This window comes from Arthrobacter sp. UYCo732 (assembly GCF_040547265.1).
Lineage (GTDB): Bacteria > Actinomycetota > Actinomycetes > Actinomycetales > Micrococcaceae > Arthrobacter.
This window is the reverse complement of sequence record NZ_JBEPPJ010000006.1, coordinates 119,278-140,017: the sequence shown is the minus strand read 5'-3', so window position 1 is coordinate 140,017 and position 20,740 is coordinate 119,278. Positions and strand designations below refer to the sequence as shown.

Sequence of the window (20,740 nt, the reverse complement as noted above, 5' to 3'; positions counted from 1 at the left end):
AGCCTGTCAGCGCCGTTCAGCGCCGCCAGGCCCAGGGAAGGCGTGACCGGCGTCAGTGGTGAGGTGCCGGAGTTCGGTGGCGTCGAGGGGGGTGTTCCAGGATTCCCAATCCTTCGGCCGCACAGACGGCCGGCCGAGCAGGTAGCCCTGGCCGGCGCTGAAACCCAACTCCGTCAGGACCCTGAGCTCTTCGGTGGTTTCAACGCCTTCCGCCACCAGAACGGTGCCGAGCTGCGTCGCGAAGTCCACCATGCATGCGGCAACAGCCCGCTGGGAGCCATCACTGTCCACTCCGCTGATCACGCTTCTGCCGAGCTTAATGAAGTCCGGGCGCAGGTGCAGCATCCGGCTCAGCGTGCCGGCGGTGGAGTGCGAATCATCGATTGCAATACGCAACCCGCGTTCCCGCAGCGGAGTAACGGCGGAAATAAAATGCGAGTATTCTTCGTCAGGAATTCCATCCGTCAATTCGAGCACAATCCGGTCTATGGGCAACTCGATGTGGTCAAACAATTCGGGCAGGCGCGGATCGAGGCACGAGGTGGGGGAGATGTTCATGGCGACATAAAGGTGTGCCGGAAGGTTCGCGGCGGCCGATGCTGCGGAACCGAGTGCCGAGAATTCCAGGTTGGCGCCGAGGCCAACAGCAGCAGCTTCCGCGAACCAGAGTTCCGCGCCGGCGCCGTCGTCGCTCACAAAACGCGACAGCGCCTCGACGCCCACCACAGTCTTGGAGTCGAGTGCAAAGATCGGCTGGAAAGCCGTCATCAGCATCTGATTCTCCAGCAGCGCGCTGATCCGTGACAGGCTCCGCAGCGAATCCAACCGCTCGGCCACCTGCGGCGGCATGGCGTTCAGCGGCTGAATGGAGCGGGCTGTGTCAAGGGCGCCCCCCTGAACGGCGTCCTGCTGCCGGCGTTCCAGGAGGTATTCCAGCAAGGCCCGCTCCGGGACGCCGGGGTTTTCGCCCAAGCGGTCGCTAAGGCGCTGGCGAATGGCTGCCGCGGCAGGATCCGGATCCGCCAATACCGCAGCGATAACTCCCCATGCTTGCACCCGAACAGTCATCATCCACGCCCCCCATTGACGAAGTAATGGCCCGATGGCCGTTCAATTTTCAAATTTCCAGACGCCTTCGGAGTTCGCTACTTCTGCTTTAGGCCGGTCCCCTGGCCGCGGAGAAGAGTCACCGCAACTAGATCGTATATCGGGACCGCCCAAAAGCGCATCCCTTCAACGATTAACCACTATTGCTTTGCGCCGAACTTTTGGCCAGCAGACCGGGAATTTGTTCAGGCGGAACCGGCTTGCTGAAGTAGTACCCCTGCGCGCTCAGGCAGCCGAGGCTCCGCAGATGCTCGGCTTGCTCCGCGGTTTCCACACCTTCCCACACAGCTTCCAGCCCGCAGGCCCGCACGAGCTGCAGGACCGCAGCCACCAGGGGTGACTGGCTGGGGTCGGTGCCCAGGCCTTCGATCAGGGAGCGGTCCACCTTGACCCGGTCCACGGGGAGCCGGCGAAGGTAGCTGATGGAGGAGTAGCCCGTCCCGAAATCGTCGATCTCGATGCCGACCCCAAGCCCCCGGAGCCCGCCCAACGAGTACCGGTCCAGTTCGTTGCCCTTGACGATGGCCACTTCCGTCAGTTCCAGGACAACCTGCTCGGGCCGGACGCCCGTTTCCTTGAGCACGCCCCGTACGTCTTCAATGAACTGCAGGCTCTGCAGGTCAGAGGCGGAGATGTTGATCCGGACGGAGAACGTACTGTCAACCAGCGCGTCGTCAATCCAGCGCCGGAGCTGGCCCACCGCCGTCGTGAGCACCCACAGGCCAAGCTCGGAGATCAGCCCGGCGTCCTCGGCCAGGGGAATGAACTCGTCCGGCATGACGAGCCCGCGCGTGGGGTGCTGCCAACGGACCAGGGCCTCCACGCCTTCAATCCGCCCGGTATCCAGCTCAATCACGGGCTGGTAATGCAGCAACAGCCCCTCGCCCTTGACCGCGGTCCGGAGGTCATCGAGCAGCTGGCTGCGGAGCCTGCGAACCAGCAGAAGACCGGGCTCGAACACGTGGAGCCGGTTCTGGCCCTCGGCCTTGGAGGCGTACATGGCAACGTCGGCCTGCATCAGCAAGTCCTCCGCCGACCGCCCCGCCTCCCCAATGCTGAGTCCTATGCTCGCCCCGCAGCGGATGGTCCGGTCGGGCAGCTCGATCGCTTCCTTCAGGGCGGCCAGGATGCGTTGACCTACGACGGCGGCCTGGTCCGGGCCCGTGGCAGGCATAACGACGGCGAACTCGTCCCCGCCCAGCCGGGCAACAACATCGGTGCCGCGGACCGCACCGCGGATACGCTTCGCGACGGTGCTCAGCACCTTGTCCCCGGCGGCATGGCCCAGAGTGTCGTTGATGGACTTGAAGGCGTCAAGGTCCAGGAGCAGGATGACGGGCTGGCCGGCGGCGTCGTCCTGGGCAGATTTGATTGCGGCCAGGAGCGCCGACCGGTTGGCGAGGCCGGTGAGGGGGTCCTGCATGGCCATTTTCTGCATTTCGCGGTGGGCTTCGTGGAGGAGCTGGGTGCGGTCCTCAACCCGCTGTTCAAGTTCCTCATATATGATCTCCAGGTCCTCGGCGAGGAGGTTGGTGCCCATGATGATGGCGTCGAGTTCGTCGCGGGCGGGCGAGACCTCAATCCGGGACTGCAGGTCGCCGGAGGCAAGCCGGACGATGCCCTCCAAAAGTTGGGACAGCCTGGGGTCATTGTCGGCGAACAAGGGGACCTCCTCTCCGGGTTTAGGGATTCTGCTGAGCATGGGTGTCGAGCGGGAGCTTTACCGTGACCGTGGTGCCCAAGCCCAGCTCAGACGCCACCTCGATGCGGCCGCAGTGGCGATCGACAATGTCCTGCGTGATGGCCAGCCCCAGGCCGGTGCCGGGTACCGCCCCGGACATGGCGTTGGAGGCACGGTAGAACCGGGTGAAGATGTGGGCTATCTCGTCCTCGGAGATCCCCATCCCGGTGTCCGAGACGCTGACGTTGGCCCAGCGTGTGCCGTCGGTTTCGGTATCCAAAACGCTGGCCACGTCGATCCTGCCTCCGCCTGGAGTGAACTTGATGGCGTTGGAGACCAAGTTGGTAAAGACCTGCTGCAGCTGGACTTCGTCCGCCATGATTTCGGGGTCGTCGGCAACGGGGGCCAGCACCATGCTGACGTTCTGCAGCTTTGCCAGCGGCGTGAGTGCGGCAATGACAATCTGCAGCGTCCGCGCCAGCCGGACAGGTGTCAGCTGCTGGGGAGTCAGCTCGTGCCCGTTGCGGGAAACGCTCAGCATGTCTTCGATCAGCAGGCGCAGCCGCTCGGTATTCCGGACCACGATGTCCAGCATCTGGTGGACCTCGATGGACACCGGATCGGAGGTATTTTCCTGGATCATGTCCAGATACGCCATGATCGAGGTCAGCGGAGTACGAAGCTCATGGTTGACGGTGGCCAGGAAGTCGGTCTTGGCTTTGTCCAGCTGCCGGAGTTGTTTGACCACCTGCTGCTGGCTGGTGATCAGGTGGCTCTGGATCAGGCCGTGGGCGGCGTTGCCGGCCACGTGCTGGATCAGGCCGAGCTCTGCCCGCGACCATTCCCGTGGGGAGTCCAGCTGCGCAATCCAGATGATGCCCAGCGACGAACTTCCCTCGCCCATCGGGACGGCCACGGACGCGGCCGCGCCGAGGGCGGCGAGTTCGGCCGGCAGCTCGGCGTCACCCGTTCCGCCCTGCACGATGGCCCCGTCCGCCGTCAGGGACTCTGCCCGCGCCCAGAGGAGATCCGCTGCCGCGCGGGCCTCGTCCGGGTACGCGAACAGGGTCTCAGGCAGGGGAGCGAGTTTGGACCGGTGCCACTGCGCGGTGATGGGTGGCACCCGGTAATCGTCAAACGTGGTGAGCCAGACACGGTCGGCGCCCAAGGTCTCACCAAACCCCTTCACCACAAAGTCGGAGATCAGCTGGGGATCGTTTGTTCCGCGAATGGCCGCCGAGACCTGCCGCAGCCTTTCGCGCAGCGACTCCGCCTCCTGGCGTGCCTCTGTCCGGCGTGAAACCAGGTTGATCAGAGCGGTGGCACGGTGGACCACTTCCTTGGCCGCCGGCGGCTTGGCGATGCAGTCCCGCACGCCGGCATGCTCCACGGCTTTGACCTCGGCCGGGCTGTCCAGATCCACGAGTACCAGCACGGGAGCAGACGCGTCGATGTCCGAAAGTGAGCTGTCCAGCACAAGGACGGAGGGCTCGCTGCCCTCAAGAAGGGCTGAGAGGCCCGGGGCGCTCCCGGCAGCCCGGACCATAAAGCCCGCCGCTTCGAGGGTTGCGGTGGTGAATTCCCGGCGTCCCGCGTCGGGATCCGCCACGACGGCCAGGTACGGCACGGTTGCGACGTGTGGCGTGTCCGCTGGCAACCTGTCCCCCTCGCTGCTGATGAGCACCCGTTCGGTCCTGAATGAGTACATTGTAGGGTGACGGGGCACAGCGGGTCCGTTTATAAATGCGCGGAGGGTAATAGTGACGAGTCAGCCTGCAGAGGGTGCCATGGCGGATCTCACGCTGGATGGGCAGGGTGTCATCCAGCTGAGGTGGCCGCGTGCGGTGTCCATCTCCGAGGCCGACGCCGAAGCCGCCATGCGCGGCGTCAACGAAATGTGCGGCGACAGCCGGCATCCGATGTTGGTGGATATGGCCACCACGGCCCAGGTCAGCCGCGGCGCCCGCGCTGTTTTCGGCCGGCCCTGCCAGGCGTCCCGAATTGCGCTGCTGGGGGCATCGCCCGTTGACAAAGTCCTGGCCAATTTCATCCTGGGAATCAACAGGCTGCCCTGCCCCACCCGTTTTTTTACGTCCCGGGACGAGGCCATGGCCTGGTTGTTGAAGGACCAGCCAGCCGGGGCCTGACCCACCCGTTGCCCTTCCGACACCGTCGCCAGGCGGCCGGGGACCTATATTTGAACGGTGTCCTCCCCATTGAAACCGATGCGCTCCACCTGGCGGAAGTATCTGATCCTGCCCAAGCTCATCAGCCTGTCCCGTTCTGCACCCAAAGACCGGGTGCTTGCCTGGGACAGGTACTGGGCGGGCATCGCCAGCACCGGTGCCCGGAGCGAAGTGCTGTGGGACTCCGGCTCGGACCACGAACTGCAGGGCTACCGCGACATCCTGGCCCGGCACTTCGATCCCCAGCTCCCAGTGGTGGATGTGGGGTGCGGTCACGGCGGCTTCAGCCGGGCCCTCGCCGCGTTTTCACCGCAGGTCATCGGGGTGGATGTCTCTGACCATGCAGTGGCCCGCGCACAGGACGAATCCGCAGGGATCAGCAACGTCCAGTACATCGCGCGCGACATGACCCTGCCCGGCGCGGGTGCAGGGCTGGCGGGATCGACGGACGCCAATGTGTTCGTCCGCGGCGTGCTCCACGTTCTGGACGCCGCCGATCAGGCCGCGCTGATGGACAACCTCCGGCAGGTGGTGGGTGAGCGCGGCACGGTCTTCCTGGCGGAGACGAACTACCCCGGAAACCCGGTGGAATACGTCTCGCACCTGGGCGCCTCGCTCCGGAAGATCCCGGCCCCGCTGGAGCTGGCCATCCGAAAACTGCCCATGCCCGGACACTTCGGGCCGGAGGAACTTGCCCGCGTGATGCCGGCGGACCAGTGGACGCTCGTGGAAGATGGGCCTGCGACCATCGAAACCAACCCACTGATGGACGCTGACGGGGACAGCAGGATCCCGGGCTACTTCGCGGTGCTCAAGGCCAAAGCCCCCAGCCGGTAGGCCGCTGTCCGCATGCCGGGATCAGGCAAGCGCTTTCCGGCGGCGGACTGGCATGATGGGCGGCATGCGTATTCTCATCGCTCCGGACAAGTTCAAAGGCTCCCTCACCGCCGCCGAGGCCGCTGCCGCCATCGCAGAAGGGGCGCTGCGGGTCTACCCGGATGCCGTCGCCAACCAGTTTCCGATCGCCGACGGCGGTGAGGGAACGCTGGAGGCGGCCGTGTCTGCGGGCTACGAGGAGCGGCTAAACGCGGTAGTGGGGCCCATCCTTAAGCCCGTTGGTGCGGCCTGGGCCGTCCGGAAAAATGCCGACGGCGGCGCGACCGCCATTATTGAAACCGCGCAGGCCTCGGGCCTGGCGCAGATGGAGCCCACGCCGGCCAATGCCCTGCGGGCCCACAGCTACGGCTGCGGACAGCTGATTGCCGCGGCCCTCGACGCCGGCGCCACCGAGATTGTGCTGGGCCTGGGCGGATCGGCCATGACCGACGGCGGCAGTGGCGCCCTGCGTGCACTGGGACTTAAACCGCTGGACCGGGCCGGGAACGTAGTCCCGTTGGGCGGCGGATCGCTGGCCGATGTGGTGGCCCTGGATGCCTCCGGCCTGGATCCCCGCCTGTCCACAGTCAGGTTCCGGATCGCGGTGGACGTGCAGAACCCGCTCGTCGGCACCAGCGGTGCCGCCCATGTTTTCGGCCCCCAGAAGGGAGCCGACGAAGAAGCGGTAGAACTGCTCGACGCCGGCCTCCGCAACTGGGCGTCCCTCCTGCGTGAAGCCACCGGCCGGGACGTTAACATCCCGGGCGCCGGGGCGGCGGGTGGATTCCCTGCGTCGTTCCTTGCCTTCACGAACGCGCGGCTGGAAGGCGGATTTGCGCTGGTTGCGGCGCTCACCGGCCTGGTCGGCCAACTGGACAATGCGGACCTGGTGATCACCGGCGAAGGGTCCATGGACTCCCAGTCGCTGACCGGCAAAGCCCCCATCGCGCTCGCCGATGCTGCCCGGGAACGGGGCATCCCGGTGATCGTGGTGGCCGGCCGGATCCTGGTCACCCCTGAAGACCTCGCCGGGCACGGTGTAGTAGCCGCTGCCCAACTCCTCGACGTGGCGGCAAGCCCGGAAGACGCCGTCGCGAATGCCGCAAAATACCTGACCTGGGCCACCAGCCAGGTTCTGGAGGGCGCCTGACGCCGGCCCTCCGCAACTGCGGAAGGCCGCTCAGGCACCGGTCTCGTAGTGCGGGTCGGCTACCGGTTCGGACTCCGGTGACCCCTTTTCGCAGAGATAAACGGAGGCGCCCACCAGGACGGCCACCGCGAGGAATTCGCTTTGCCAGTTCTGGAAGGATTCGAACCAGAAACGGCTGGTGGCCAGATATCCCAGCACCGCGACGGTGGGCTGGCCATGGCTCTGCTGCTCGTCGTTGTACGCCGAGGCTCCGCCGGCTGCGTGCAGGCTGAAGGAGGCCGCGAACAGCAGCAGGAGGATGGACAGCGAGTGTTCGTAGAGCTTGAGCACCAGCCTGCCCCGCTTGACCGGCCACGGTGCGGCGTCCTTGATGGTGGCATCGCGTGGATCCTGGTCCTGCGGGGCGGCATTGCCCATGCGTTTGGACTCGGAAGAGCCCTAGGCCGCCGCGCCGGAGAGGATCATTCCACCGTAAAACGCCAGGAACAGTCCGGCATTGGCAAGCAGCGGCCGTGTTCCCTGGGCTATTTGCGCATATCCCTCCTTCGCTCCATGTGCCCCGCTCTTGTCTTGGGCGGTGGCTTCCGGTTACCGTTCCTGGGCGCGGCGGTTCAGACGCAACGGGACGTAGATCATCAGTACCGGCAGGATGGCCAGCAGGATGCCGCCGGCCGTCAGGCCTGCAGACCGGCCCGCCGACACATCAAAGACGAGTGCCGCTGTCCCCACGCTGAGCATTCCCACTCCGGCCAGCGCGATCTTTGTGATGGAGTCCGCGCTTGATACCAGCGTCTCCTTGAGGCGTTGGCGGAACAGCCGGCGGTGGACGCTCACGGGAAGCAGGATGAAGGCGGTGGTGAGGGTGGCGATGACCACGTTGACGAGGTAGAGGGTGACCTGGAAATCGTCCAGTTCCTCGAACCGCTGCTGGAACGGGAGCGTGAGGAGGAAGCCCGCCAGGATCTGGACCCCCGTCTGCAGGACCCTGAGTTCCTGCAGGAGCTCAGCCCAGTTCCGGTCCAGCTGTTCTTCGCGGGTTTCGTTCCGGCCTGTGTTGCCGGTGAAATCCTCCACTTCCGACATTGCTTCTCCTCGTTCACAGGGGCGCGGCGGCCATCCTGAGTGCTCCAAAGCTGGGCCGACGTTGCGCCAAGTTCAAATTGGTAAGTTTACTGATTATTTGTGCCGAACGGTGGACTTGCTCCTCCGGGCGGGATAGTTTCGAAGGGCCGGTGACGCGTGAGCCCTTTGAAGCCGAATGAAGAGGTGGACTTTGAGCGATAAACAGAAGCAGCCAGAGCTGTCCGCAGACCCCCGGGTCAGCTACCATTCAGGCGGTTTCCCGAAGCAGGAGCAGGAGCAGCCAGGCCTGACGGCGCCCATGGATCCCAAGCCGGACCATGGGGAACTCAGCTACGAAGGGCATGGCGCCCTGGAAGGTAAGGCGGCGCTGATCACGGGCGGAGACTCGGGGATCGGAAAGGCTGCCGCAATTGCCTTCGCCCGCGAGGGGGCCGACGTCGCAATCTCCTACCTTCCGGAAGAGCAGGAAGACGCCCTGGACACCGCAGAGTGGATCCGCAAAGCGGGCCAGCGGGCACTGCTTCTGCCCGGCGACGGACGGGAAGAGGAATTCAGCGCGCGGATCGTGGAGGACGCCGTGGCTGAGTTAGGCGGCCTGGACGTGGTGGTACTTAACGCGGCCTACCAGAAAAACCGGGACAGCCTCGAGTCCCTTTCCACCGAGGAGTTCGACAGGGTCTTCAAAACCAACCTTTACTCCCTGCTCTGGACGGCGCGGGCAGCGGTTCCCCATCTGAAGGCCGGTGCATCGATCATCACCACGGCCTCCATCCAGGCGTTCAACCCGTCCCCTGGGCTGATTGACTACGCCATGACCAAGGCGGCGCAGGTAGCGTTCACCAAGGCATTGGCCCAGGAGTTGGGGCCCAAGGGAATCCGGGTCAACGCGGTGGCTCCCGGCCCCATCTGGACGCCGCTGATTCCCGCAACCGAGTGGCCGGACAAACTCCCCACGTTCGGCCATGACACGCCGCTCCAGCGGGCCGGCCAGCCAGCTGAGCTTGCGGCCGCCTATGTTCTGCTGGCTTCCAACCAGGGGTCCTATATTTCGGGAGCGGTGCTGCCGGTCACCGGTGGCAAAGGTCTCTGAAACACTTGCACGTCAGATTCACCCACATCCACAACAGGAGGAACCATGAGTCAGGAGAACCAGGGCACGGAACCGGCAGAGGAAGTGGGCGGCTACGGCACGCCGACGGTGGAGCAGGAGATGGGCGGTGCGGACAACAAGCAGTTTGCGCAGCCCCGCGACGAAGAAGACTTTGACGCCACTGGCCTGAACCAGGACAGCCCCGACCTCGAATCATTCGCCACGGGTACTACCAAGCTCAGCCACTTCGACGAGGAGGATAAGGACAGTGCCGGCGAGCCCGGGGCTGGCCGGTTCGGCGGTACGGATGACCAGCACCATGCCGAAGCCGACTCGAATGATCCCGGGTTTGAACCAGGCGAGCCGCCCGTGCCGCCTGATGCGGAGGTTCCCTCCGCAGAGGCTGAAATCGACGGGTCCAATGCGGATTCACAAGGCTCGGAGCCGTTCTCGTCGGAGTCGGGCCCGGACGCGTCCGGCCTGCCGGACGGCAGCGGCAATGACCTGCCCAAAGAGAAGTCGCCGAACGACGACGCGGAAAGTTTCGACGCCGGCTGACCTCGGGTGCGGGCCTTGCCTGCCCGGTGCCGGTGCCGCTGCCGGCCGAGCAAATTTGGTCACCGCGCTCTGAACTTACGGAGGGAAAGTGCCGTCCGGCCGCGCGCCGGGCGGCACTTTCCTGTCGTCGGCTCTTTTGTGGGCCCGGGACCATTTGGTGCACCAGATCCCACCCGTGAAGCCCCCTCCGGACGTATCCTAGAAGAGGTTTTGCAGTGGGCCACGCGTTCCGAATTTAGGCGTGGATCATGGCCGCGGCAACCCCCGGGGGGCCGGGCTGGGAATCGCTTCCCGACCCCCAGGATGTAGTGTTCGACAGCACGGCTGTCGAGGACTTCCTTGATGCAGTCACCCACGAGTTCATGCGCGACATCCACGGCGACCTCCGCGGTATCAGTTGGGCGGTCACGTTTTTCCGCCCGGGGGCGGCCCGCACCGCCGCCGCGGCCCGCACCGCCGCCGCAGGCAGCGCCGCAGCCCGGGCCGCAGACGAAGAACAGTGCTCGTTCGCGGATGGACCCGTGCTGGAATCCCTGCGCGCCGGCGACTTTGTACATCTGGCCGACGTCGCCCGCGACCGCCGGTGGCCAGGGTATGCCAGCGTTGCCGCGGACCACGGCGTCAGGTCGCTGCTGTCCATCCCGATTACGGCAGGGACCGCCTGGAGCGCCGCGCTGAGCCTCTACGCGTCCACGCCCCACGCCTTCACCAGTGACGACATCCTCAAGACGCGCCGGTATGCGCGGCAGGCGGGCAGAACCCTCCGCATGGTGGTGCGCGTGGCCGAACGGTCCGAGGCGGGCGCGCAACTGGCGGTGGCCCAAAGTTCCATGATGCTGATGGACCTGGCAGTCACCGTCCTCACGTCTGATTACGGGCTTGGCCACCAAGCGGCACGTCAGTACCTCCGGACCGTCGCACGGCATACCAACCAGGGGCTTCGCGAGACAGCCCTGAACATCGTTGCCGCTTCGCGTCCCGGCCCGGCGGAACCGGGCCAGGAAGATACCGGTTTCGGTGGACTCATCCCGGCTGAACAACGGCCGGAAAGAGGGACCCTACAAAACAGGGAGTAAGTCATGAACGCCTGGAACCAGGACAAGGACGTCCGGAACGCCGCAGCGGAGCCTGCACCCCACCCATGGCACAGGTTGGTGGCTTTGGGCGACTCCTTCACCGAGGGGATCGGCGACCCCGAACCCCGCAGCGACGGCGGATTGCGGGGCTGGGCAGACCGTGTAGCTGAAGAGTTGAGTGCCAACCATGCTGATTTCGCCTACGCAAACCTTGCCGTCCGCGGCCTGATGGTGCAGCAGATCCTCGACCAGCAGCTTGTACCGGCGCTGGCTCTGAAGCCCGACCTGGTAACGCTTTCCGCCGGCGGCAACGATATTGTTTTCCGGCGCAGCGATCCCGACCGGCTCGCAGAAATCATCGACGCCGGCGTGGCCCAACTGACCCGGTCCGGCGCCACGGTGGTCCTCTTCGCCGGACCGGACTGGGGTGCCACTCCGGTCTTCAACCAGATCCGGGGCAAGGTTGCCATCCTTAACGAGAACCTCCACACCGTGGCCGCCCGCCATGACGCGGTAATGGTTGATTTGTGGTTCCTGCGCGAACTCTCAAGCCCCGGCATGTGGGATCCGGACCGGCTGCACTTCTCGCCGCTGGGGCACCACACCATCGCGGCGGCCGTGCTGAGGGCCCTCGGTGTGCAGCACACGCTGGTTCCGCTGGAACCCAAGCCGCTGGTCAGGAGTTGGAAGGAGGCCAGGTCTGAGGACCTGATCTGGGCTCGGGAATACCTGGTTCCGTGGGTGGTCCGGCAGCTGCGGCACCCCGCAGAAGAGACGCTGACCGCCAAGCGGCCCGAGCCCGGACCGGTTTTTGGTATCAGCCCGCCGGGTCCATTCTTCGGGAGCGGCCACGCAGCCTGAGCCCGCAGGCTCAGCTCGGAGCTGCCGCCTGCGCCGCCGGGGCGCAGGCCGCTGATGAATCAGCGCTTCTTGGGTGCCCGTTTAGTTGCGGCGTTGAGGGCGGCCTTTGCCGCGGGCGGCAGGCCCGCAAGCTCAGTTTCCGGCTCGGCCACGGTGCCCCGGGCCTTCGCGATGGCTTTCATGCCGTGGTAGATCACCAGGGCCGCCGCGGAGCCCAGCGCGATGCCGGTGAAGGTCAGTTCCCCGATTGTCCAGGTGTAGTCCGCGATGCCAACGATCAGCGCGACGGCGGCGGTGGTCAGGTTCACCGGGTTGGCAAAGTTCACCTTGTTTTGGACCCAGATCTTCACGCCCAGGATGCCGATCAAGCCGTACAGCATGGTGGCCGCGCCGCCCAGCACACCCGCGGGAACCGTGGCAATCAGTTCGCCAAACTTCGGCGAGAAGCTCAGCACGATGGCGAACACGCCGGCAACCCAGTACGCCGCCGTCGAGTACACCTTGGTGGCCGCCATGACGCCGATGTTTTCCGCGTAGGTGGTGGTGCCGGAACCGCCGCCGGCGCCGGCGAGGACGGTGGCCACGCCGTCGGCCATCAGCGCCCGGCCGGAGACGTCGTCGAGGTTCTGCCCGGTCATGGCCGCCACCGATTTCACGTGCCCGATGTTCTCGGCCACAAGGACCAGCACCACGGGGACAAAGAGACCGAGCACGCCCACATGGAACTCCGGTGTCTGGAAGTGCGGCAGCCCGATCCAGGCGGCTGCATCCATCTTGTCGTAACTCACTTCGCCGCGCAGCATGGCCACCAGGTAGCCCATCACCACGCCCACCAGGATGCTCAGGCGGCCGATGATGCCGCGGAAGAGGACGCTGACCAGAATGATGGTGGCGAGCGTGACCACGGCCGTGACCGGGGCAGCGGCGAAATTCAACTTCGCCGCAGGGGCGAGATTCAGGCCGATCAGCGCCACAATGGCGCCGGTGACGATCGGCGGCATCAACCGGTTGATCCAGCCCGCACCGAACTTCTGGACGATCGCACCGATCAGGGCCAGTACGACGCCGGCAAGCACCACCCCGCCCAGCGCGCCGGGCACGCCGAACTGCTGCTGGGACGCCATGATGGGGGCAATGAAAGCGAAGCTGGAGCCGAGGTAGCTGGGGATGCGGCCCTTGGTGATGACCAGGAACAGCAGAGTGCCGATGCCGGAGAAGAACAGGGTGGTGGCCGGCGGCATCCCGGTGATGATGGGGACCAGGAACGTGGCACCGAACATGGCCACCACGTGCTGCATGCCCACGCCGATGGTCAGCGGCCACGCCAGCCGCTCGTCCGGGCCGACCACGTGGCCGGGCTTGATCGCCTTGCCGTTGCCGTGGAGCTTCCATTTCATTCCGAGCATGCTCATGGCGGAGGCCTTTCAGGGGGTGGCCGCTGGGGCCGGGAGATCTTCCGGTGCAACACTACCGCCCAGCCGCGCCCGCCGTCCGGCTGTGTGGGAGGTCATATGCCGGCAGTGGAAGAAATCAGGCTCACTTGAAGTTGCAACTATGGAAAGCAGACTGCCGGCCCATCATTTCGATGGGCGGGCCCAGTGAAAGGGACGCCCATGACTATTGCCCACGAAGAAGCTGTCATCGATTCGGCCGCCGTCGACGCCATCTTTGCCGAAGCCCGCACCGCGAACACTTTCACCGGCGAGGTGACCGAGGACCAGGCCCGCGCCATTTACGAGCTCACCAAGTTCGGCCCCACGGCATTCAACGCCCAGCCCCTGCGCATCACCTACGTCCGCTCGGACGAGGCCCGCGCCAAGCTCGTTGACGCCATGGCCAACGGGAACAAGGCCAAGACAGCCTCCGCGCCGCTCGTCGCCGTCCTCAGCTACGACACCGCCTGGGCCGAACAGTGGGACAAGTTCCTGCCCGAGTTCAACGCACCGAAGGCCATGTACGACGCCGCCCCGGACCTGGCCGCAGCAACCGGCAACAACAACGCGCACCTCCAGGCGGGTTACTTCATCATTGCTGTCCGCTCCCTCGGCCTCGCCGCCGGCCCGATGACCGGCGCCGACTTCAGCGCCATCGACGCCGAGCTCTTCCCGGCCGGCGAGCAGAAGAGCTTCCTGGTGGTCAACATTGGCCAGGCCGGTGAAGGTGCGTGGGGTGCAGCAAAGCCCAAGTTCGCCTACGAGGACGTCGTCCGGACCGTCTGACCCTGCCTTACTTACTGCAGCTTGATCGCCAACGCTCTCTCACTTTCCTTGGGAAAGTGAGAGAGCGTTGGCGATCAAAGGGTATTAAGTGAGAGAGGGTTTAGCCGATCACGCCGTCCACCAGCGCCTTGGCTTCGGCCTGCACCTGCTTGAGGTGCTCCTCGCCCTTGAAGGACTCGGCGTAGATCTTGTAGACATCCTCGGTCCCGGACGGGCGCGCGGCGAACCAGGCGTTCTCCGTCACCACCTTGAGGCCGCCGATGGATGCGCCGTTGCCGGGCGCCTCGGTGAGCTTGGCCGTGATCGTTTCGCCCGCCAGTTCAGTGGCAGTGACGTCCGACGGCGACAGCTTGCCAAGTGCCGCCTTCTGCTCCCGTGTGGCTGCTGCATCGATGCGGGCGTAGACCGGGGCGCCGAACTGGTCCGTCAGGCCCTTGTACAGCTGCGACGGGGACTTGCCCGTGACCGCGGTGATCTCCGAGGCGAGCAGGGCCAGCAGGATGCCGTCCTTGTCGGTGGTCCAGACACTGCCGTCCAGCTTGTTGAACGCGGCACCGGCCGATTCCTCGCCGCCGAACGCCCCTTCGCCGGACAGCAGGCCCGGCACAAACCATTTGAAGCCCACGGGGACCTCCACCAGCTTGCGGCCCAGGCTCTCCGCCACACGGTCGATGATCGAGGACGATACCAGGGTCTTGCCCACCACAGAGTTTGGGTTCCAGCCGCTGCGGTTGCGGTAGAGGTAATCGATGGCGACGGCGAGGTAGTGGTTCGGATTCATCAGCCCACCCACCCCATCAATAAGAGGGGTAACGATGCCGTGCCGGTCAGCGTCGGCGTCATTGCCGGTGGCGACGTCGAACGCGGCTGAACTGCCGCCGTCGGACATCCTGTTGATCAGGGACGCCATCGCGAACGGCGAGGAGCAGTCCATCCGGATCTTTTCGTCCCAGTCCAGGGTCATAAAGGCCCACTGCGGATCGACGGTAGGGTTCACGACGGTCAGGTCAAGGTGGTGGCGTTCGGCGATCTCGCCCCAGTAATCTACTGCGGCACCGCCCATGGGGTCGGCGCCGATGCGGACACCGGCTTCGCGGATGGCATCCAGATTCAGCACGGACGGGAGATCGTCAACGTAGCTGCTGAGGAAATCGAACTTGCCGGTGCTGTCCGCGGCAAGGGCATCCGCGACGGAAATGCGCCTGACGCCGCGGAGGTCGTTTTCGAGCAGTTCGTTGGCACGGTTGGCGATCCAGCCAGTGGCGTCCGAATCGGCCGGGCCGCCGTGGGGCGGGTTGTATTTGAAGCCGCCGTCGGCCGGCGGGTTGTGGCTGGGCGTGACCACAATGCCGTCCGCCTCCGGATGGCCGGGCTGGCGGTTGTTGTTATACGTGAGGATGGCGTGGCTCAGTGCCGGCGTGGGCGTATAACCGTGGCGGGCGTCGATCAGCACGTTCACGCCGTTGGCGGCGAGCACTTCCAGTGCGGAGTTCTGCGCCGGTTCGCTCAGGGCGTGGGTGTCCTTCGCCAGGAACAACGGGCCGGTGATGCCCTGCCCGGCCCGGTATTCCACGATGGCCTGGGTGATGGCAACGATGTGTTTTTCGTTGAACGATGCCTTGAGGCTGGAGCCGCGGTGCCCGGAGGTACCGAACGCCACACGCTGGCCTGGATCACCAAGATCCGGCGAAATGTCGTAGTACGCATCGAGGAGCGCAGTGATGTCAACAAGGTCCTGGGGTTGGGCAACTGTGCCCGCGCGGCTAGCCATGGGACCAGCATGCCAGACCCGGGCGGGCGGCAATACGCCGCTGTCCAGATTCCGGACCCTGTGACGCGGAATGTCATGAACAAGTGGTTTCCTGAGTACTTGGCGCAAAAGTACCTATATACCGGCACCGGCTGCCGCTGTTAGGTTCGGAAAAGTCAGGGAGGAATGCGCGACGGCGGCAGCACCGCCGTCGGGCACTGCGGCGGTGCTGCCGCCAGGAAAGTGGGGGACCGGTCATGGTGGCAGGGGACGGAACGGCCGAGCAGTCAAGGCTTGCTGCAGAGCGCGTGCAGCGGTTCAAGCGCCAACTCGACCAGGCCGAGCGGGCCACAAAGTCCTGGGACGAAGGTGCTGTTGGTGAACGCAATGTTGCCGACCAGCTGAGCCGGCTCATCCCGCACGGCTGGTTTCTGCTCCACGACGTGCATTGGCCAGGCCGGCCGAAAGCCATCCTGGAACATGTTCTGGTGGGGCCTGGCGGCGTGGTGGTGGTGGACACCAAGAACTGGACAGGTGAAGTGCGCGTTTCCGCCGGGGTCCTGTGGCAGGGCCGGTTTGCCAGGACGCAGTCCGTGGAGGGTGCGCTGGCCCAGTGCGCGGTCGTCGCCTCGGTGCTCGTGCCCGCCCACCGCCGGTTTGTCCGCCCACTGATCTGCCTCGCCGGCCAGCCTGAGCTCTTCGCGATCACCAATGCGGACGTTGCCGTGGCGGGCGCCGACCGTGTTGTGGACGCCGTGCTGGCACTGCCTCCGGTACTCGACCAGCAGACGGTGGTGGGCCTCTATGAACACCTCGGGCGGCAACTGACCGAGGAACCGGCAGCGGAAAGTCCCGCCCTGAAGTCGTTGACCGTCCATCGCGCCGGGGGGACGCCGCCCGTTGGTGGGCCGGGCGTTTCACAGCGTCCGGCGGCACGGCCGGGGCCCCGGCAGCTCCCGCCCGGCAGCCGCGGGCGCATTGGCAGTGCCGGCTTAGTTGGCCCCGGCGGTGGCCGGAAATCGAGTGCCCAGCAACAGGCGGCCGCAGGAATGGGCAGGCTGCTGTGCCTCGCCGGCTTTGTAATTTTGGCGGTCTACGTGCTGCCGTATTGGGGTGGCTAGGTGTATTGACCTGAGAGGTTAGTGACGCGGCTGGGGACGCTAGGACTGTCCAGGGAGCAACGGTAGGCTGGAACGCGCAGACTTTGAAGGGGGAGAACCATGAGTGACGAAACACCCCCGCGTCCGCGATCGCAGGGGGCCGGCGCCCAAGGAACGGGCGATTCGCCCACCGGCTACCAGCCGCCACAGTTTGTTCCGCCCCAAGGTTCCGACATCCCCGCCCCGCCCCTACATGACTGGAGCCGGGCCGGCGCAGACCAGTATAGCCAGCCCGGGTACTACGGCATGCAGGCCGAACCCAAGGCCTCAGCATCACCAGCATGGTCTGCGGTATTTCCTCGGTCCTCCTGGGATGGTTCATGATCCCGCAGCTCGCAGCGATCATCACGGGCCACCTGGCACTGAGCCGCGAACCGTCCGGCAAAGGAATGTCCATCACGGGGCTTGTCCTGGGCTACCTGTGCCTCCTCGGCTACGGCGCCTTCTGGCTGTTCCTCATCCTCGGGCTGATGGCGTACCGCACATCGTACGGATACTAGCCGGACCCTACGCTTCGCCGCAGGAATCTAGTTTTCGCTGCGGAAACTTGGTGCGCGGGCGTTCCAGCGAGCAACTTTGGGCGGGGGCGCCGTGCCCTGCCGGGCAGTAGAAAGGCCCCCGGGTCGGGGGCCTTTCGGCAAGCAGGTTTGGCCAAGGGGTCAGACCCGCTCGCTGGTGCGCTCAGCCGCAGGTTCCTGTGCTTCGTGGGTCTTCCGGCGACGCGGGAAGGCCCAGAAGGTGAAGTCCTGAGCCGTGAATGTGGGCTCCGAACGGTCCGGCGGTGTCTGCTGGCGCGCTTCGGGTTCGCGGGTGGCGTCCTTCTTGATACCCCGCCCGAAATCCTTGCTCGATGAATAGCACATCACAGACCTCCTCATAGTGACTGTCCTTCAATCGTCCTCCTCATCGGTCCAGGAGTCGACACCCGGGAACCGGTTCGTGCCAACTTCAGAACCCCAACTGCGCCGCCACCTGCAGCAGGAGCAATTCCGATCCCGCCGGCCCCACCAGTTGGATGCCCATGGGGAGGCCGTGAGCCGGCTGGCCGCCGGTCCAATACACCGGGATCGTGATGGCCGGCAGCCCGCAGACGTTCACCATGGAGGACCACGGCGCGAATTCGCACTGCCTGCGGTAGTCGTCGTCGGCGTCGCCCGCCCATGCCGCGGCGGGCCACCGCTCGTCGCCGTGTGTGGCGCCGGTAAACCAGCCCACCGGCCGTGGCGTCTGCGCCAGGGCAGGCATCAGCATCAGGTCCCAGGCCCCGTACTGCACGGTGGTGTCGCGCTGGAATCGGCGTAGGAAGGCCAGTGATTCGTTCAGCTTGGACGCACTGCGCTGTTGGGCCCTGCGCCGGAAGGTCCGGGTCAGCGGGGCCAGCAGCGCCTCCCGCTGCGGACTGATCCGGGCTGTCCCGACGGCGGCTGTCCAGGCTGTGGTGAAGGCGTCCGGGTAGCGGTTGTCGTAGCGGATGGCGGCTTCGGTAACGGCATGCCCGGCATGTTCCAGCATGTCGCGGCCCGTCCGCAGCGCCTCCAGGGCTTCCGGTTCGGGCGTGAACGGGAACATGGCGGACCAGGGGCTGTCCAGGGTGAGGCCGATGCGCAACGGACGCGGTTCAATCCGGACCGCTTCGAGGTAGCTGGTTTTGAGGGAAGGCACCAGGGCATCCATGAGCAGGGCGGCATCGGCGGCGGTCCGGGCAAGCGGGCCCGCCACCACCAGGCCGGCGGGATCACTCGAACTCTCGCCCGCTGGCACCTGGCCGCGGCCTGGTTTGAGTCCCACCAGTCCGCAGGCCGCCGCGGGGATACGGATCGAACCGCCGCCGTCGGTCCCGGGCGCGAAAGGGAGCAGACCGGCGGCCACTGCGGCGGCGCTGCCGCCGGAGGAGCCGCCGGAACTCCGGCTGGGGGCGTGCGGATTGCGCGACGGCGGGGCGATGCGGTTTTCGCTGTATGCCGTCAGCCCGAACTCCGGAACCTGGGTCTTGCCCAGCGAGATCACGCCCGCGGCCTTCAGGAGCGCAGTGAGCGCCCCGTCGGCGGGAGCAGGCTTGTGGTCCAGCGCCGCGCTGCCGTGGGTGGTTACCACGCCGGCCACATCGGTCAGGTCCTTAAAGCCAAGAGGCATGCCGTGAAGGAGTGGCAGGCTTTCGGCAGCGCCTCCGGCGGGGTCCGTCGCCCCCTTTCCCGGGCCGCTGCGAAACCGGGCATACCGGACATCGGCGGCACCGGCGTCGGCCATTGCCTGTTCTGCCGTGACGGTGACGAACGCACCCAGCAGGGGGTTCCGCTCAGCGATGCGGGCCAGGAAGTGCGCGGTGGCTTCGCGCGCGGAGAGTTCTCCGGAGCGAAGGGAATCCCGCAGTTGAACGGCTGACAGTGGGATCTCGGGCATCGAAGCTGTCGTCTGCGCAGCGGGCAAGGCTCCTCCTCAGGATCAATGAGAAGCGTAACCTGCGCACGGTTTCGGCGGGCATGGCGGAGGCTGGGGCTAGGCTGGGAGGAGACCATGATCATCCGAAAGAGGACTCCCGTGAGCGATTTCGAATCCGTGCCAGTCAACGACGTTCCGGCCGACGCCGCTATCCTGGACGTCAGGGAAGACTACGAATGGGTGGCGGGACACGCAGAGGGTGCGGTCCATATTCCGCTGGACCAACTGCCCGCACGGCTGGACGAGTTGGATCCCGATCAGGACCTGTACATTATCTGCCGCACCGGCGGACGGTCCTTCCGCGCCGCACAGTGGCTCACCGGACAGGGCTTTGCGGCGATCAACGTTGCCGGCGGGATGGACCAGTGGATGGAGTCGGGGAAGCCCTTGGTATCCGACAACGGGCTCAAGCCGCTCGTTCTGTAGCTGCCACCCCACGCTTCGTCCATCACCCTAGAGGAATATTTAATGCCGTCCCCCGCCACGTACACGTTCCTCGGGCCCGAGGGCACCTTCACCGAGGCGGCGCTGCTGCTGGTGCCTGGGGCCGCAGCGGCTATCCGTATCCCGGCGTCCAACGTGAGTGCGGCGCTGGACATGGTGCGTGACGGCTCAGCGGATGCGGCCATGGTCCCCATTGAGAATTCCGTCGAAGGCGGCGTCACGGCCACGCTCGATGCCATTGCTGGCGGACCGGAACTCCGCATCATCCGCGAGGTGCTGGTCCCCATCAGCTTTGTGCTGGTTGCGCGCCCGGGAGTCCAACTCGCTGACATCCGCCGCGTCTCCACCCATGGCCACGCGTGGGCACAGTGCCGACTGTGGGTGGACACGAATATTCCTGGTGCAGAATACGTTCCCGGATACTCAACGGCCGCGGCCGCCATGGGGCTTTTGATTGAAGGCGCCCACTACGACGCGGCGATCTGCGCACCGATGGCGGCCCGGCAGCAACCCGGTCTTGCCGTTTTGGCGGAAAACATCGGCGACAATCCGGGTGCAGTGACCCGGTTCATCCTGGTAAGCCGGCCCGGCGTCCTTCCAGAGCGTACGGGCGCCGACAAAACCACCGTGGTGGTCCCCCTGCCCGAGGACAGGCCTGGTGCGCTGATGGAGATTTTGGACCAGTTCGCCACCCGGGGCGTCAACCTCAGCCGAATCGAATCCAGGCCCACCGGGCAGTACCTCGGACATTACTTCTTCAGCATCGACGCCGACGGTCATGTGCAGGATGCCCGCGTGGCTGATGCGCTAACCGGGCTTCACCGCATCAGCCCGGCCACCCGCTTCCTGGGCTCCTATCGTCGGGCGGACGAACAAGGTGTCGTCGTGGCACCACACACGTCCGACCCTGCATTCCAGGCAGCTCATCAATGGGTGGCCGGAATCCTCAGAGGGGAATCCATTCCGCCTGAAACCGCTTCCGGGGCTTCGCCCACAGCGTAGATCAAGGTACTTCCGCGCGATTGTTACTGTGCGTATGCTTACCTGATCAACTTGGGGG

The 20,740-nt window shown here is 65.8% G+C and carries 21 protein-coding genes; 12 read left to right on the top strand and 9 right to left on the bottom strand.

Going from position 1 to position 20,740, the window contains the following annotated elements; genetic code table 11:
* Positions 1-6 precede the first annotated feature (6 nt).
* The 3 genes from ABIB45_RS11140 to ABIB45_RS11130 all read right to left on the bottom strand — a co-directional run bounded on the left by ABIB45_RS11140 (position 7) and on the right by ABIB45_RS11130 (position 4,472).
* Entirely contained in the window at positions 7-1,056 is a 1,050-nt protein-coding gene (locus ABIB45_RS11140; RefSeq protein ID WP_354215920.1) for an EAL domain-containing protein, read from the bottom strand.
* A 184-nt stretch (positions 1,057-1,240) separates the two neighbouring features.
* Positions 1,241-2,770, bottom strand: coding sequence for a putative bifunctional diguanylate cyclase/phosphodiesterase (locus ABIB45_RS11135; RefSeq protein ID WP_354215919.1), 1,530 nt, complete (start codon positions 2,768-2,770; stop codon positions 1,241-1,243).
* 19 nt (positions 2,771-2,789) lie between these two features.
* Positions 2,790-4,472 (bottom strand): ATP-binding protein, encoded by a 1,683-nt coding sequence (locus tag ABIB45_RS11130; RefSeq protein ID WP_354215918.1) that lies wholly within the window; start codon positions 4,470-4,472, stop codon positions 2,790-2,792.
* 103 nt (positions 4,473-4,575) lie between these two features.
* Here ABIB45_RS11130 and ABIB45_RS11125 point away from each other — a divergent pair, with 103 nt between their 5' ends.
* The 3 genes from ABIB45_RS11125 to ABIB45_RS11115 all read left to right on the top strand — a co-directional run bounded on the left by ABIB45_RS11125 (position 4,576) and on the right by ABIB45_RS11115 (position 7,000).
* Positions 4,576-4,935 carry a DUF7793 family protein gene (locus ABIB45_RS11125; RefSeq protein ID WP_354215917.1) on the top strand — a complete coding sequence of 120 codons (360 nt, stop codon included), beginning with the start codon at positions 4,576-4,578 and terminating at the stop codon, positions 4,933-4,935.
* A 78-nt stretch (positions 4,936-5,013) separates the two neighbouring features.
* Positions 5,014-5,811, top strand: a complete 798-nt coding sequence (locus tag ABIB45_RS11120; protein WP_354215916.1) for a class I SAM-dependent methyltransferase — start codon at positions 5,014-5,016, stop codon at positions 5,809-5,811.
* Positions 5,812-5,875: 64 nt separating this feature from the next.
* Positions 5,876-7,000 (top strand): glycerate kinase, encoded by a 1,125-nt coding sequence (locus ABIB45_RS11115; RefSeq protein ID WP_354215915.1) that lies wholly within the window; start codon positions 5,876-5,878, stop codon positions 6,998-7,000.
* 30 nt (positions 7,001-7,030) lie between these two features.
* On the opposite strand, the gene ABIB45_RS11110 is transcribed toward ABIB45_RS11115, so the two are convergent.
* Together ABIB45_RS11110 and ABIB45_RS11105 are read right to left on the bottom strand one after the other, a co-directional pair.
* A complete protein-coding gene (locus ABIB45_RS11110) occupies positions 7,031-7,417 on the bottom strand; it encodes a DUF6766 family protein (protein ID WP_354215914.1) in 387 nt (128 codons plus the stop codon).
* Positions 7,418-7,588: 171 nt separating this feature from the next.
* On the bottom strand, positions 7,589-8,083 hold the full coding sequence (locus ABIB45_RS11105; RefSeq protein WP_354215913.1) for a DUF6328 family protein: 495 nt from the start codon (positions 8,081-8,083) through the stop codon (positions 7,589-7,591).
* Between the two features lie 190 nt (positions 8,084-8,273).
* Here ABIB45_RS11105 and ABIB45_RS11100 point away from each other — a divergent pair, with 190 nt between their 5' ends.
* The 4 genes from ABIB45_RS11100 (at position 8,274) to ABIB45_RS11085 (ending at position 11,668) form a co-directional block, all read left to right on the top strand.
* Positions 8,274-9,173 (top strand): SDR family oxidoreductase, encoded by a 900-nt coding sequence (locus ABIB45_RS11100; RefSeq protein WP_354215912.1) that lies wholly within the window; start codon positions 8,274-8,276, stop codon positions 9,171-9,173.
* Positions 9,174-9,218: 45 nt separating this feature from the next.
* Entirely contained in the window at positions 9,219-9,731 is a 513-nt protein-coding gene (locus ABIB45_RS11095; protein WP_354215911.1) for a hypothetical protein, read from the top strand.
* A 248-nt stretch (positions 9,732-9,979) separates the two neighbouring features.
* Positions 9,980-10,807 carry a GAF domain-containing protein gene (locus ABIB45_RS11090; protein WP_354215910.1) on the top strand — a complete coding sequence of 276 codons (828 nt, stop codon included), beginning with the start codon at positions 9,980-9,982 and terminating at the stop codon, positions 10,805-10,807.
* A 3-nt stretch (positions 10,808-10,810) separates the two neighbouring features.
* Positions 10,811-11,668, top strand: coding sequence for an SGNH/GDSL hydrolase family protein (locus ABIB45_RS11085; protein WP_354215909.1), 858 nt, complete (start codon positions 10,811-10,813; stop codon positions 11,666-11,668).
* 59 nt (positions 11,669-11,727) lie between these two features.
* Here ABIB45_RS11085 and ABIB45_RS11080 read toward each other — a convergent pair whose 3' ends face one another.
* Positions 11,728-13,080, bottom strand: a complete 1,353-nt coding sequence (locus ABIB45_RS11080; RefSeq protein WP_354215908.1) for a uracil-xanthine permease family protein — start codon at positions 13,078-13,080, stop codon at positions 11,728-11,730.
* A gap of 201 nt (positions 13,081-13,281) precedes the next feature.
* Between ABIB45_RS11080 and ABIB45_RS11075 the strand changes: the two genes are divergently transcribed.
* Positions 13,282-13,887: a malonic semialdehyde reductase gene (locus ABIB45_RS11075; protein WP_354215907.1), complete on the top strand. Its 606-nt coding sequence runs from the start codon at positions 13,282-13,284 to the stop codon at positions 13,885-13,887.
* A gap of 100 nt (positions 13,888-13,987) precedes the next feature.
* Here the strand turns inward: ABIB45_RS11075 and pgm are convergent, their stop codons facing one another.
* The gene (gene pgm, locus ABIB45_RS11070) at positions 13,988-15,658 is read right to left on the bottom strand and encodes a phosphoglucomutase (alpha-D-glucose-1,6-bisphosphate-dependent) (RefSeq protein ID WP_354215906.1); all 1,671 of its coding nucleotides are present in this window, start codon (positions 15,656-15,658) and stop codon (positions 13,988-13,990) included.
* Positions 15,659-15,894: 236 nt separating this feature from the next.
* Between pgm and ABIB45_RS11065 the strand changes: the two genes are divergently transcribed.
* Positions 15,895-16,758, top strand: a complete 864-nt coding sequence (locus tag ABIB45_RS11065; RefSeq protein WP_354215905.1) for a nuclease-related domain-containing protein — start codon at positions 15,895-15,897, stop codon at positions 16,756-16,758.
* Positions 16,759-17,078: 320 nt separating this feature from the next.
* The gene (locus tag ABIB45_RS11060) at positions 17,079-17,297 is read left to right on the top strand and encodes a DUF4190 domain-containing protein (protein WP_354215904.1); all 219 of its coding nucleotides are present in this window, start codon (positions 17,079-17,081) and stop codon (positions 17,295-17,297) included.
* Positions 17,298-17,456: 159 nt separating this feature from the next.
* Here the strand turns inward: ABIB45_RS11060 and ABIB45_RS11055 are convergent, their stop codons facing one another.
* Positions 17,457-17,660 carry a hypothetical protein gene (locus ABIB45_RS11055; RefSeq protein ID WP_354215903.1) on the bottom strand — a complete coding sequence of 68 codons (204 nt, stop codon included), beginning with the start codon at positions 17,658-17,660 and terminating at the stop codon, positions 17,457-17,459.
* Positions 17,661-17,745: 85 nt separating this feature from the next.
* The gene (locus tag ABIB45_RS11050; protein ID WP_354215902.1) at positions 17,746-19,197 is read right to left on the bottom strand and encodes an amidase; all 1,452 of its coding nucleotides are present in this window, start codon (positions 19,195-19,197) and stop codon (positions 17,746-17,748) included.
* A gap of 138 nt (positions 19,198-19,335) precedes the next feature.
* On the opposite strand from ABIB45_RS11050, the gene ABIB45_RS11045 reads away from it, so the two are divergent.
* Both ABIB45_RS11045 and pheA read left to right on the top strand, forming a co-directional pair.
* Positions 19,336-19,662 carry a rhodanese-like domain-containing protein gene (locus tag ABIB45_RS11045; RefSeq protein WP_354215901.1) on the top strand — a complete coding sequence of 109 codons (327 nt, stop codon included), beginning with the start codon at positions 19,336-19,338 and terminating at the stop codon, positions 19,660-19,662.
* Between the two features lie 42 nt (positions 19,663-19,704).
* Positions 19,705-20,682 carry a prephenate dehydratase gene (pheA, locus tag ABIB45_RS11040; protein WP_354215900.1) on the top strand — a complete coding sequence of 326 codons (978 nt, stop codon included), beginning with the start codon at positions 19,705-19,707 and terminating at the stop codon, positions 20,680-20,682.
* Positions 20,683-20,740 lie beyond the last annotated feature (58 nt).